The organism is Niallia sp. 03133 (assembly GCF_052663225.1).
The window spans coordinates 213,863-227,066 of record NZ_JBQTCY010000008.1; the positions used below are offsets into that span (position 1 = coordinate 213,863).

18 protein-coding genes are annotated in these 13,204 nt (G+C 33.3%); 8 read left to right on the plus strand and 10 right to left on the minus strand.

Annotation, left to right across the window (positions count from 1 at the left end; all coding sequences use genetic code 11):
- Positions 1-27 precede the first annotated feature (27 nt).
- The 3 genes from ACTYBU_RS13240 to ACTYBU_RS13250 all read left to right on the plus strand — a co-directional run bounded on the left by ACTYBU_RS13240 (position 28) and on the right by ACTYBU_RS13250 (position 3,192).
- Positions 28-471 carry an ATPase, T2SS/T4P/T4SS family gene (locus ACTYBU_RS13240; RefSeq protein ID WP_445490442.1) on the plus strand — a complete coding sequence of 148 codons (444 nt, stop codon included), beginning with the start codon at positions 28-30 and terminating at the stop codon, positions 469-471.
- Positions 472-517: 46 nt separating this feature from the next.
- Positions 518-1,999: a recombinase family protein gene (locus ACTYBU_RS13245; RefSeq protein WP_445490443.1), complete on the plus strand. Its 1,482-nt coding sequence runs from the start codon at positions 518-520 to the stop codon at positions 1,997-1,999.
- Positions 2,000-2,706: 707 nt separating this feature from the next.
- Complete coding sequence (locus tag ACTYBU_RS13250; RefSeq protein WP_445490444.1) at positions 2,707-3,192, plus strand: BRO-N domain-containing protein; 486 nt, start codon at positions 2,707-2,709, stop codon at positions 3,190-3,192.
- Positions 3,193-3,399: 207 nt separating this feature from the next.
- Here the strand turns inward: ACTYBU_RS13250 and ACTYBU_RS13255 are convergent, their stop codons facing one another.
- Both ACTYBU_RS13255 and ACTYBU_RS13260 read right to left on the minus strand, forming a co-directional pair.
- The gene (locus ACTYBU_RS13255) at positions 3,400-3,576 is read right to left on the minus strand and encodes a hypothetical protein (RefSeq protein WP_445490446.1); all 177 of its coding nucleotides are present in this window, start codon (positions 3,574-3,576) and stop codon (positions 3,400-3,402) included.
- Positions 3,576-4,145 (minus strand): recombinase family protein, encoded by a 570-nt coding sequence (locus ACTYBU_RS13260; RefSeq protein WP_445490448.1) that lies wholly within the window; start codon positions 4,143-4,145, stop codon positions 3,576-3,578. Before ACTYBU_RS13260 ends, ACTYBU_RS13255 begins: the two co-directional genes overlap by 1 nt.
- An 860-nt stretch (positions 4,146-5,005) precedes the next feature.
- Here ACTYBU_RS13260 and ACTYBU_RS13265 point away from each other — a divergent pair.
- Positions 5,006-5,593 (plus strand): hypothetical protein, encoded by a 588-nt coding sequence (locus tag ACTYBU_RS13265; RefSeq protein WP_445490449.1) that lies wholly within the window; start codon positions 5,006-5,008, stop codon positions 5,591-5,593.
- Between the two features lie 33 nt (positions 5,594-5,626).
- On the opposite strand, the gene ACTYBU_RS13270 is transcribed toward ACTYBU_RS13265, so the two are convergent.
- The 5 genes from ACTYBU_RS13270 to ACTYBU_RS13290 all read right to left on the minus strand — a co-directional run bounded on the left by ACTYBU_RS13270 (position 5,627) and on the right by ACTYBU_RS13290 (position 7,388).
- A complete protein-coding gene (locus ACTYBU_RS13270) occupies positions 5,627-6,106 on the minus strand; it encodes a helix-turn-helix domain-containing protein (RefSeq protein ID WP_445490450.1) in 480 nt (159 codons plus the stop codon).
- 14 nt (positions 6,107-6,120) lie between these two features.
- Positions 6,121-6,339, minus strand: a complete 219-nt coding sequence (locus tag ACTYBU_RS13275; RefSeq protein ID WP_445490452.1) for a hypothetical protein — start codon at positions 6,337-6,339, stop codon at positions 6,121-6,123.
- A 79-nt stretch (positions 6,340-6,418) separates the two neighbouring features.
- Entirely contained in the window at positions 6,419-6,745 is a 327-nt protein-coding gene (locus tag ACTYBU_RS13280; protein ID WP_445490453.1) for a hypothetical protein, read from the minus strand.
- Positions 6,746-6,766: 21 nt separating this feature from the next.
- Entirely contained in the window at positions 6,767-7,120 is a 354-nt protein-coding gene (locus ACTYBU_RS13285; protein WP_445490454.1) for a hypothetical protein, read from the minus strand.
- Between the two features lie 16 nt (positions 7,121-7,136).
- Positions 7,137-7,388, minus strand: a complete 252-nt coding sequence (locus ACTYBU_RS13290) for a hypothetical protein (protein WP_445490455.1) — start codon at positions 7,386-7,388, stop codon at positions 7,137-7,139.
- A gap of 298 nt (positions 7,389-7,686) precedes the next feature.
- Between ACTYBU_RS13290 and ACTYBU_RS13295 the strand changes: the two genes are divergently transcribed.
- From ACTYBU_RS13295 to ACTYBU_RS13310, 4 genes are all read left to right on the plus strand, one after another.
- Positions 7,687-7,812, plus strand: coding sequence for a hypothetical protein (locus ACTYBU_RS13295; protein WP_445490457.1), 126 nt, complete (start codon positions 7,687-7,689; stop codon positions 7,810-7,812).
- A gap of 133 nt (positions 7,813-7,945) precedes the next feature.
- On the plus strand, positions 7,946-8,599 hold the full coding sequence (locus tag ACTYBU_RS13300; RefSeq protein WP_445490458.1) for an HNH endonuclease: 654 nt from the start codon (positions 7,946-7,948) through the stop codon (positions 8,597-8,599).
- Positions 8,600-8,605: 6 nt separating this feature from the next.
- Positions 8,606-9,571: a hypothetical protein gene (locus tag ACTYBU_RS13305; protein ID WP_445490460.1), complete on the plus strand. Its 966-nt coding sequence runs from the start codon at positions 8,606-8,608 to the stop codon at positions 9,569-9,571.
- Positions 9,572-9,616: 45 nt separating this feature from the next.
- The gene (locus ACTYBU_RS13310; RefSeq protein WP_445490461.1) at positions 9,617-10,627 is read left to right on the plus strand and encodes a hypothetical protein; all 1,011 of its coding nucleotides are present in this window, start codon (positions 9,617-9,619) and stop codon (positions 10,625-10,627) included.
- A 34-nt stretch (positions 10,628-10,661) separates the two neighbouring features.
- Here ACTYBU_RS13310 and ACTYBU_RS13315 read toward each other — a convergent pair whose 3' ends face one another.
- From ACTYBU_RS13315 to ACTYBU_RS13325, 3 genes are read right to left on the minus strand one after another with little or no spacing between them, the layout of a single operon-like run.
- Positions 10,662-11,345, minus strand: coding sequence for a hypothetical protein (locus ACTYBU_RS13315; RefSeq protein WP_445490462.1), 684 nt, complete (start codon positions 11,343-11,345; stop codon positions 10,662-10,664).
- 16 nt (positions 11,346-11,361) lie between these two features.
- Positions 11,362-11,652: a hypothetical protein gene (locus ACTYBU_RS13320; protein WP_445490463.1), complete on the minus strand. Its 291-nt coding sequence runs from the start codon at positions 11,650-11,652 to the stop codon at positions 11,362-11,364.
- Positions 11,653-11,676: 24 nt separating this feature from the next.
- The gene (locus ACTYBU_RS13325) at positions 11,677-13,194 is read right to left on the minus strand and encodes a DUF3427 domain-containing protein (protein WP_445490465.1); all 1,518 of its coding nucleotides are present in this window, start codon (positions 13,192-13,194) and stop codon (positions 11,677-11,679) included.
- Between the last annotated feature and the right edge of the window lie 10 nt (positions 13,195-13,204).

The following is a 13,204-nucleotide window of genomic DNA, read 5'->3' on the forward strand; positions in this document are numbered from 1 at the left end:
CACAAGAAAGGTGGTGCTTTATGCATCGTGGTCTCTATTGAAGCTTTAGCAAACCGTATTATTCGCGAAGCGGTGGAAGAGGAGGCGACAGATATTCATATTATCCCCAAAAAGAAAGAATCGCTTCTTCAATTTCGCATCTCCAATAAACTTCAATTCAAATGGATGCTACCCTCAAAAGAATGCGACAAATTAATCTCTCATTTTAAATTTACAGCCTCCATGGATATTGGAGAACGAAGGAGACCGCAAAATGGTTCCTATTCTACTTCCATTAAGGGGCAGCACATTGGACTTCGGCTTTCCACTTTGCCTTCCATTCCACATGAAAGTTTAGTCATCCGCATTCTGCAAGATAAAAATGAAATTCCCATCCATCATATTAGTTTATTTCCAGATGCTTCTCGGAAATTAATTGCTTTATTAAAGCATGCCCATGGACTCGTAATTTTTACAGGACCAACTGGTTGAGTTGTTGGGGACAACGTTATATAATTACCGTTAGGAAGGTGATTATATGCTATTTAACAACGAAAACATTAAACACGTTGCCATTTATTTAAGATTAAGTCGTGATGAAGAAAACTTAGGAATAGAACAAATATTAGATAATCACCGTCAAACGTTGATTAGCTTATGTAATGAAAATAAATGGTCATATGAAATATTTGAAGAAGTAGCCTCAAGTAGCACCATAATAAATCGAGAACAAATGGTTAAGCTATTAGACCGAATACAACAGGAACATTTTGACGCTGTAGTTGTAATGGACATAGATAGGCTTTCAAGAAATGAATATGATGCTAGTGATATTAAACGGATACTATATCAAACAGAAACATACATTGTAACACCGCATAGGCTGTTTGATCTTTCAAAAGATGACGATAGTTTATTATTAGGGATAACTAACCTTATTGCTAGTGGAGAATACAAGCAAATATTAAAACGAATGAAAAGGGGAAAAGAATACGCCCAAAAACAAGGACAATGGACAAACGGTATAGCCCCCTTAGGATATACAAAAGATACTAAAACCAAAAAACTTGTTCCAAATGAACGTGCAAAAGATATTCAGTTTATCTTTTCCGAAATAGTTAAAGGTACAACTATACCTGACCTTATAAATCAACTTAAAAATATGGGTATCAAGACTAGACAAGGGTACGATTTTCATTACAACGCTATTTTGCGACTAATAAATAATGAGGCTTATAAAGGAACGATAATTAGTAACAGATGTATAGGTAAACATTCAAGTGGAGGTTTAAGACCTAAAGAGGAATGGATTATTGTCCATAACGCACACCCAGCAATTATTGACGAAAAAACATGGGAATCGGCTAATAAGATTGTTAATGAGTATTCCTTTAAAGCACCTAGAAGTAAGAACAGAATTTACCCTACAAGTAATCTAATATATTGTGCGAATTGTGGAAAGGTGCAGGGCTGTAATTACCACCCGCATATTGATAAGTATTACATTAAACATTGTAAGTGTGGAAACAGAAGTTTTTACTATAATCCTGTGTTAGCCTTGATTAAGGAAGAAGTATTGCAACATAAGGAAAACATTTTAAAGGCAACAGCAACACTTGAAGAAGGTAAGCAGGTAGATAACACCGATTACAAAAAGGACAAGCTTTTTAACAGATTAAACAAGTCTAAGAAGGCATTAGACAATATCAATTTCCTTTTTGAAGAAGGTGAATATGATATTGTTGAATATAGAGAGAGAAAAGCTGTAAGGCAAGAAGAAATTAAGCTAATAGAGGAAGAAATATTGGCATTAGAAAGGGAAGATAAGTCAGCTAAAATAGATACCCTAAAGGAACAAATCAAAGCAATTGACAGCCTTGTAGGCAACTGGAATTTTTTAGACGGTGAAGGCTATTCAAATGAACAGGTAAACCGTTTATTACATGGCTTAATTAGTGGTGTATTGTGGTCTTATAAAAAGGGTGCTGAATCTCCGACTATAGATATAATTTACAAGTAAGGATAATCATTATTGATTATTCTTTTTTTATTCTAACAGACAAAAAGAAACCCTCTCAACAGCTAGTGAAAGCTATTAAGAGGGAAAGGGAATTATATCATTATTAAGTATCTATTCAGCTAGAAACAGTATTATAGTTTATTAAGTACCATTGCTTACGCCATGTCATTCCTTACGTCATTCCATGCAATCTTTAACTATTATTACTAGTATTTATTTGCTAGGATAATAGTTAGTTCATTTATAATAGGTTAGGGACTTTAGTTCCTAACTGGCTGAAAGCCACATCTTTTGATCTTTATTACTGTTATAGCAGTTAGTTACTGTTATTTAAGTACTTATATATAACTGTCTACCAAACGGCACTGATTACAGGTTTTTTAATGTTACAGTTTTGTTACAGTTTTGAAAACACCTATGAAAGCTTGATATGACAATGTTTTTGAGGGGTATGTGAATTATAGGAAGAACCTGAGTAAATTACAGCACTTTGTTAATCACAATTTTAAAGTCCTTCCGTCTTGTGACTTTGCTTGTGATTATTAAATTCTGTGAACCCGCATAAACACTGGCTTTTTAAAGTTTGTTAATCACAACCCCTATATGGAAGGATTATTAAAATAATTGGGCTGGGGTATCCTAAAACTTGTGCTTGCTGCAAGTACCTAAGTGAGAAACAAATTAAATACACTTAGGGGGATATTAAAATGCAAGAATTACAACAAGTATTTAACTATGGGATGAATGAGGTAAGAACGGTAATCAAAGATGGGGAACCTTGGTTTGTAGCGAAGGACGTTTGTGACGTTTTGGAATTAAGTGATACAAATAAAGCACTATTGGTTCTAGATGAAGATGAGAAATGCAAACACGAACAGTATTCGGGTTCAGGAAGAAAACCAATGATTATTAACGAGGCAGGATTATATACGCTTATTATACGAAGCCGTAAACCCGAAGCGAAAGCGTTCAAGCGTTGGATTACTCATGAAGTTATTCCTTCCATTCGCAAGCACGGTGCGTATATGACAGAAAATACATTAGAACAAGCAATCAATAACCCAGACTTCATGATTGGGCTGTTGACGAACTTGAAAGAAGAAAAGCGGAAACGAATTGAGGCTGAGGAAAAAGCTGAGGTACTGTTTAAAAGTTACATGCACAATCAGACTAATTTGTCAACCTATTGGTAAATCTAGGTTTGTGGGCTTTACTTATTGGTCTCAGTTGTGCGGGGAGTAGTTTTTAATTGTACAATTAGTTTTTTGCTGTGACTCCTATCAAGTAAGGGTTTTGGAGTTTTAGGAGGTATACGAAATTATACATTTTATCGCTTCCATACCCTTTTTACACAACCATGCCCGAAACTTTTTTTCTGCACAACAGAAAAGGTTACATCATTATGACGCAACCTTTGCTTGTTTAATCTTTATTACTTCAACAAATGCTATATATTCCTGTGTCTTGTAGTCCTCAGTAATCCAAAAGCCTTCTTCTTCAACCTCTACTATTTCCCCTTTATAGATAACGCCAGTGTCTACTATGACCTTATCGCCTTCATAGATGTTAAATTTCATTATTTAGTCACCTTTCTTTTAGCACGAATAAGTGTACTTTTTGATATTCCTGTCTTTTCTTCTACTTGCTTATAGGAATTGCTTTCTAACAGCTTCAAAGCGTGTGCTATTTGTTTTTTACTATATACCGCTGGTCTGCCTTCTCTAAAGTCCTCACGCTGTTTAGCAATAGCCTTGCCTTCCTGAGTGCGTTCTACAATCATATCCCTTTCAAACTCTGCAAAAGCAAAGAACATAGTTCTAATGAGTTTATTCTGTGGCGTGTTGTCCAGCCTACCTAAATTAAGAATATTGACTATAACACCTCTTTCAAGTAGTTCCTTGACTATCTCACTACCTTCAATAGTGGAACGTGCGAAACGGTCTATCTTAGTAACTACCAGCGTATCACCTTCTTTAAGCAATGATAGTAATTCTTTGAACTTGGGACGGTCTGCCTTTGTTCCTGTAAAGGTATCTGCAAATATTTCTTGACAGCATTCTTCTTCTAATTTAGTTGTTTGGTCTTCTAATGAATTTCCTTTTGTCGCTTGTCCATAGGTGCTGACTCTAGCGTAGCCGTACTTCATATGTAATAACCTCTTTCTAAGTTCATTTATGACACTAAGTTATGACACCTTGCGATATCCTGATAATACAGCACCTTAGAAACGGTGTCAATACTTAAAAGTTATGACCCTGATAAAGATAATGGATATAAGGGATATAAGGGATATAAGCCACTAGAATACCTCATACAACCGCTGTATAAGCCCATATAAGAGTATAAGAGTAGATATAAGGAAGGGATTGCAATAGACATAGGACGCTGTGCAAGGACATAGAGACAACCACAGAACGAGGAAAAGAAAGAGGCAAAGGGAATAGTCACAGCACACTGATAGATACAGCATAGTAGTATACCCACAGGCACCAGCACCTACCATACCAGCACACACTCACTATCAAATGTCAACACATTCGGAGTCGGTGAGTCAGCACCGCAGCATCAAGGCATGAGGAACTATCATAAGTGTCAATCAGAAGTGAATGAATGGAATGAACGAAAACAGTAATGAAAGACCACAATGATAGATAGTAAATGGAATACATTGGCAGGCAGGCAAGGGCATACCACGGGGGCAGGGGGTTGCAATACCCCACGTCTGATGGTTGCAAAATACACACCAATTTTTCAAAACCTTTTAGGTGGAAAATAATGTGAGTATAAAGGTCTTCATACCATAAACAAAACAATTTGTCAAATAGGCGTGTTTCTAGGACGTCCTGTGTTACAATTAACTTTAGCTTTACGTACAATCACCTTACTAATTGCAATATACAGACCATATATGTTGGGGTGTCCTTGGCATTCTTTGCTATAATGGAATAAGCTTTTTCAAAAAAATAATTATGTGAGAAATTTTGAAAACATTTTGGGGGTGTCTATATGAGTGAAAAGGTTTTAGATGAAATATTAAATAGATTACAATCAATACATACAACCATGAACAACATTAGGAACGACTTAAGTGATTTCAGAAGTGAAACAAGTAATTTTATGAATAGAACAGAAACAGAATTTAACAACATTAACTTACTACTTGATAACATTCTAGCTAATACAAAACAAAGTAAGGAAATTTGTAAATTAAAAAGGATTTTAGGTGATACAAGCACTGACGAACCACTAGTGAAAAAAGTTGATAAAGATGCACCAGCAGGAGAACTGTTGCAGGCAATGGATGGGCTAAATGAAGAAGATAAAATAAAATTGTTTGATGAACTTACATTCAAGTATTTTGGTGGACAAATGCCGAAAAATATACTAGACCCTTATTATGGTACAGATGAAATACCTTTCCTTCTAAAAATGACACCTGAACATATTTTAAAAACTATGGAAAAACAAATATCTAATGGGCAACGGATTGAATTATTAACTGCACTACTTCATAAATATTATGACTCTAAGCTATCTAGGGAAGAACGGATTAGACTCGACTATAAAGCATTTTGGGGTGATGACGAGGACTAAAAGGGCAAAAAAAGAAAGCAGGAATTAAGGTGATTACCATAGTCCTGCTTTTTTAACGTGATTGCTAACTGTTTGACGAGTAGTATTAAGTAAATTAGCTATCTGTGACATACTCATTCCCTGCTTAAATAAGGCAACAATTTTATCTTTATCAGCTTGGGAAAGTCTTTTCTTGCCACTAATCTTAGGTTTATTGATAATTTCCATTGGGTGGGAATAACACTCATGAGGTTGTACACTATTAACCAACCATAGAGGTTTGGCGAAAAAGTCCTTACTGCAACCGCTACAATGGTGAAGTAAAACTGCACGTGGGTTAATGTACTGTTCCGTAACTGTCACAGTTCCATTGTATTTCTTTTCTAATGCCTCTTGATATAGCTTGTTCTCTTCCTCATATTTATTAACAGGTGTTTCAACTTGCTGTACCTCTATTTTGGATGTTTGTTTAAACTGTTTTTTAAGTTGTCGTTTCTTACGCTTTTTAAGTTTCTTTTTATTTCGATTTGCCATACTAGTTCCTCCTTCTATCTGTTAAAAATGTAGCTAGAAGGCAGTTTTGCAACCTTTAACCGTAAGCCAATGGTTTTACCTTCATTATCTTTTTCCATATTAGAAATTGACGCTATAGGGTCGTTTTTTAACCTCTTAATATGTTTTGGGACGGTTGTGTATATGTCCCACAGCTTTGTAGCTGATTCATAAACAATAACCGTCTCTTGTTCTTCTGTTGCATAGTAAGCCATTTGTCATATTCTCCTTTAAAGTAAAATAAAAAGCCCACCTACAAAGTAAGTGGGATATATGGGGAAAATATTTAATTCATTAAAAGCAAATTTGTACATTTAAGTTAGGATTGCTGCCGCTAACTATTAAACTATAACGAACATAGTCTTTAAATTTGGCAAACAAAATACCGTGGTGAGAATCAGGAATAGGAAAAGTACCTATCTCATTGAAAGTAACACCGTCCGCAGATTCTTCAAACTTAATTGAAAGAGTAGCGTCACCCGTTAACTCTTCTGTATCAATCCGCACATTGCAGCTAGAATTAGGTAGCTGAATAGCCTCTCCTGTTTTATTAGCTGTAACATTCAATTCCTTATACTCGTTTCGTATATCCCTCATACCGTAAAATAAATCGTTTAACATTTTTCATCATCCTTTTCTAATTTAATTTCGGTGAAACCTAGCAAGACCAGCCCTAGCACGTGCAGCCTCTTGTTTTGCAATCTTTTCTATATGTTCCTGTCTAATCTTTTCTTTTAGTTCCTCAGCTTCACGTAGTCGCTTGTTACGTTCTGCTAAAGCCTGACCTAAACTGTCATTGTCAACAGGGCTTTCTTTTTGAACGAAAATATTCATTCCTTCACTATTCATTGGGACAATATTTTCTTTTCGTCTTAGGTCATCAACCGCAATAAATAACGACATTCTCATTGTTGTAGGTAAATTCTTAATCTGTTCTTGGGCTTGTGTGTCCCCATGTGCTAAAGCACGAACTAACTCAGGGTTAAATTCTGACATTGTTTAAAACCACCTTTTAATTTTGTTTTTGTTTTGCAATCTGTGCTAATTCGGAAATATGTTGTAATTCCTTGCTACTAATTTGTAGCCTATTGATAGCAAGAGATATTTTGTTTTCATAGTATTCTGTTATAGGTCTTTTCCCTGTCTCTAACTCTGATAATTTTGATTGTGTGGTAATCATATAAAATGAAAACTCAGCTTGACTGAGACTATGACAGGAACGTAATAGCTGAATAAATTCAGGTGTTATTCTTAGTTCTTCCAATACTTTCACCACCTCATTAAATCGGTATATATTATTCTTTTGAAGTTAAAAGAAAGAGGCAGCAGCTTAGTAGCCACCACCAAGAGAAATTATGAATTAGTTAACACAACGTAAGTTACGCAGACGATAAAAGGAACTATTCAACCGTCCTAGTCCTATTACCGTCTTCCCTTTATAGTTCTTGAAACCATATGAAAATACAGGCATAAATTATTCTTTTTTAAAATGAATGTCCTAAAATGTATCCGAGTTGCAAGTTCCTAACTGAAAGCAAATATTCAGGGGGGTACTAACAAAAATGGGGAAAGCGACAACTAAGAAAAAGAAGCCTATCACAATTACAGTAAGAGTTTTTAATGAACCTTCTAATGAAGCAATCATAAATACAGCAAAGATATTAAAGACTTTAGGCACTCATGCTTAAAGTCTTTTTTTTAGCCAAACAGTAGTTATTAAAATTATTTATTCTTTTCACTTTAAAGTCTCTTTCCCTATTTTTGTAATGTCTATTTACCTTATAATGTAGCTATGGAAATAAAAGGAGAGTGAGGTGTAATATGTCTGAAAGAATACAATGGCTTCAAGAGATAATTTATGCTTTGGAGGAATTAGGTGGACAAGGTACATTAGTTGATATTTATACCAAAGTAGAAGATAGAAATAAAATTGACTTAAGTAGTTATATTGATTGGAAAGCACAGATTAGAAAGCATATTTATTTGAATTCCAGTGACACCGATATTTTTAAGGGTAGAGTTGGTGACGATACTGATCTGTTTTATTCTATTGAAGGTAAAGGTAAGGGAATATGGGGATTACGTTCATTTGTACCTAAAGGTAATAATGTTGATTTAACTGAGGATGATCTAGGTTTCATTGAAGGTAAGAAAAAGTTAAGACAACATATCTATAGGGAACGGAATCCCAAAGTGATAAGAATAGCAAAGGAAAAATTTAAGCAAGAAAATAATGGACGTATTTTTTGTGAAATTTGCGGTTTTGACTTTTATAAAACCTATGGTGAAATAGGTGAGGATTTTATAGAAGGGCATCACACTATACCAGTATCAGAATTAGAAGAGGGACAAGCTACAAAGGTAGAGGATATAGCTATTGTCTGTTCTAACTGTCATAGAATGTTACATAGAAAAAGACCTTGGTTAAGTAAGGTTCAATTGAAAACTTTAATGAAGCAAAATAGTGGAGAGTGATACTAAATGAAGTTTTATTTTGTAGCAAGTATTTATAATCTAAAAGTTCAAAGAGTACTAAATAAAGGTCTTGAAGTTATTGAAGGAATTAGACTTTCTAACAGCAAAGAGAGGTTAGATAGCTTTATCGATGATTTTTTTATGACATTAGCTGGTAAACTCGAAGTTGATGAATTATATGATAAACCATTTTTATATTATCAGGGGAATATTGAACAACTTGAAATAGATATTGACAATGGGGAAGCAAGGTTAAACTTTTTAGATTATTATCTTAGAATGGCACAAACATTTTCAAATTTTCTCTGGTTAGCAAAAGATAATAGTGTGACAGTTCAACAAGGATTTTTATATATAAAAAACTCCGATGGGACACCTCATTCAATGACATCTAATATGAGAACCCCTGTTTTCTTTAATTCGAAAGGTAAGAGTGAAGAAATCATATATACCTATGATGAATTAAAGGGTTTAGCGGAATCAATAAAAGTTTTAAATCATGAACATATAGTGAAAGAAACCGATGAAATGTCAATGGTAGTAAATACTTCATCAAGAATTGAACGGTTTTATTATTTTCTACAATCAACTAGAACACAAACACATCTTCCGAGTAAAATAGGAATGTATTGTACATTACTTGAAACACTTTTATCCACAGATAAGGAAGGAATTTCTCACACAATTGCTGAAAGATTGTCTAGGATATTAGGAAAAACTTACGAGGAACGGTTAGTAATATACAGCTTTGTTAAAGATGCTTATAATGTTAGATCATCGACAGTACATGGAGATAAAATATCCAAAAAGTTTAGAGATATAGAAAAATTAAAAGAAATATCAAGCAAATTTGATGATTATATAAGGTCTCTTTTTGTTTATGTACTAAGTGAGAAAAAAGTAAATGAACTTTACAGAGAGGATAAAAACGAAAAATTAAACGATTGGTTTAAAGAGTTAATTTTAAAATAATATGACTAATGTCTGAACAATCATAAAGGTGAATGTGGTGGGTATATGAGTATTGAATTATGTTTATTAGTAGATGAAAGTATTGATAAAGACGATATAGAACAAATTATTTTTAACTTAGGGTTCAAGAAACATGAAGTCTATGGTGATTATTATTGGTTTAACGCTGATTATGTTTCAACAAGAGGGTGCTGGTTTGATTTCAGATATGATGATGAGGTTTTTTTAGATGATGAACCGGAGGTAAATAAGGTATTTAAAACAGTACTTAACTCAAAAACTTATGCAGGTAGAAGTTACGGAGATATTGAAATGCAAATGGAAGTTCTTCGGAAAATACAAGAAAAATACGGTGGTGAAATATTTGATCCTGATGAACGTGAATATGGATTTTTTGAAAATGATTGGCCAAACTTATCTAGAACCGAAATTGCTTGTGGTCTAGCCTACTTACACTTTAAAGAAAATCTACATAAAGCGAAGTTACTGATTGAAGAAGTAGATCTAAAAGAAATTAAGGGAGAAGTAGCAAGTGGTTTTCCCATAACTAATAAGCAGTTATTACGTAACAACACATTGTTACCATTTTTTGTTTCTGTTCTTGAAACCTTTTTGAAATTATTTTTTATGAGATACTTAGAAACAAATGATGAAGCAGTAGATAAAATTTTTAGTAAGAAAGATAAATTACCGTACTCTACAGTGAAAGAAATACTTTCGGGTGAAAAGTCCATAATAGACATTGAATTAGAGGAGTATTCTTTTCAAAACTTTAAATCTGCAAATAGAGGATATACAAAATATTTGAATTTTGACTTATATGAGGTATTAAGTAAGAGGATTCAATATCACGAAAATGAAGAAACTATTGCTAGTGTATTAAGTGAAATGATAAATATGAGACATGAAATTATTCATGAGGCAAAACTAGAATATGATCTGGATAAACCCAAAATGGATAAATATTATTATTTTATAGAAAATTTCGGTGAAATTTTTATAGCTGAATTTATGAAAAAACATAAGTTAAGGTTACATATTGATGACGAACTTTAAAGGGGATATCCTAATTGGATACCCCTTTACTTTATCATATTATATTTAGTTTCTCGTTTAATACGTCTATAAAAACTCTGTCCTTATAGTCAGTGTCATTTAAGCAAATATAATTGTACCAGCTGTAATCTTTTTTTATTTTATTAAGTAAATCTATATTAGTATTGTTGGGTCTAGTAAAAAAGATAGTTACAGCCTTAAAGTTATCATGTTCAGAATGTCTAACATTCTCTATGCGGTTAAAGTCCTGTAATGCTAAAGGTATTTCAGTATCTTTATCTAAAATGCCTTGAAAGTAATTTGTCACAATATTACTATGTAAATCTCCAACGTCTACTTTTACCTTTTGAGGTATCTTAGTTGCTTTTACTGAAAAGTAATATTCAATGTTGTTACCATTTATTAGTTTAATATCCGATTGCTGTGTTTTAATCCTCTCATTTCCATACTTATCAATATATGTTCTTTTTCCGTTTAGAGTTCCTCCAGCAGTAACTTTAAGGCAAGTTTCGTTTGATAAAAGCCATCCCTCAAGAATTTTAAGAAGTAGTAATTCGGTAAAGCCAGAGAAGTTACTTTTACTACCAAAATACTCTTTAAAGTTATCCGTTAAGTAAATGTAGGCATTACGTATATCTTTGCATGTTAACTTGTTATGATCTTTTAATAATGTGGTATTTAAATCATATATAAAGTTATTGATAATCGAATTTATCATGTTACGCTTTTCCTTCTTATTTAGAATAACGTGCTATCAAGTCTTTACAGGCTTTATCAACCATTTCATAGTCTTGAAATAAGATATGTGCTGGATTATCAAAAACAATCTCTCTATTTTTGCAAGCCGTTTTCCAATCTTCAGAATTACCATGTTGAATAAATACAATACAAGCTAGCCTTTCAATACCGTCGTTCCATGTAACGTCACCAACGAAAACCCTATAATATCTGTTCTTACCTTCACTAGATTTCAAAATTTTTCTATCCCACTCATTATGCACTTTAAAGTCATTTTTAAAATTCACTTATAACCTCTCCTTTAAATAGATTCATAGTAAACTTTTTAATTCTTCAATAGAGTAAGCTGGCTTTCTTTTGTGAAGCATAGCATGACAATTTGGACATACAGGTCTTAAATCAGCAATAGGATCAACTTCATATTTCTCACCGATAGTGTGTAATTCTTTAAGGTGGTGAACATGAATAAAGTCTTTACCTAATTCGCCATATGTTCTTTCAAAGTTAAAATTACAAACAACACAACTGCACCCATAATGTTCTATACATTTCCTTCTAGCAACTGGGTTACGTTCATAAACGTTAACAGATACTTGTTTAGTAGCCCCTTCTGTATATTTTTCTGGGTTATCTACTTCCTCAGTAGTTTTATTAGGATATTCTTCTTTTTCATCTTTAAATTCCCAAATGATTTTTACTGGTTTAGTATCTTCATAATTTTTAACTCTACCGTTTCCCTGATACACAAAGTTCGGATTACTACTGTCCTCACGTGTGAAAATATAAATGTTTCCACTCGGATTTAACATAGCCTGGATTGTTGGTGTAGATAGTGAATGATGATTTTTACCGAACCACTGAAATTCATCACCAATAAACTTATTGTCATAATCATGTCCAGTACGTCCAGCAGAGTTAATGTTGGCGAATATAAAAATGTCATTATTAAAGGTAGTGTAACCAGTGTTCCAATTACCGCCTTGTTTTTCTTCTGACACATTAAAAACCCTATAAACGTCTTTTCTAGCATATTCATTTCCTACTTTAAGAGGGAAAGTGTTGGTATTTTTAGGACTATCTACAAGTATGGAAATTTTTCTTAACGTTTGTGGGTTTAGTGGCATTGAGGACGCTTGAAAACCTTCAACTAAGTACTTATCATATTCATGATCCTCGAAATTTAATTCTTCAAGTAATATAGGGTTTTTCAATAAGTTTCTTATGTATCTAACAGGTACTCTGAAATTTTCTTGATCGCTTTCCTCGTAGTAGTGTTCGTCTCTTTCTGAAGAATAAATTGGTTCACCAGTGACTTCAACTACTGCATAAATTCCACGTTTTAGTTTTGGTTTACCATTTAGTTGTTCTTTATTTCTATAGTCGTGACCAACTCTAATAACACCTAATTGTCCTTCTCTAAACCAATCTTTTTGCCAATTAGTTATTGAAAATGTATCTTCAACTTTGTTTGAAGCTAAGAAATCATCAATAGCCCATTTCTTAGGGTTACAGAAGAATGTCCAAAAACCTGTAGGTTCAACTTTACTTTCATCTTTGTTTTCTGTCTCAATACCCAACTCTTTTAATTTAGCTAATCTAACATTTTCATCAGTTGTGAAAGCATACATAGCCCCTTGGTGTAACCATGTTTCATTAAAAAATATTCCACCTTCTATCTGCTTATAAGGAATGTGTTCAGTACCCCAATACTCTTTTAACCATTTTGAAGCTGATTGAATAGAAGGAAATTCTTTTAATTCTATCCCATTCTTAAAAATAATTACTGGTTTTTCTATCTTATTCACTGCAACAGGTTGTCTTAGTGCCATTGTTGATCCC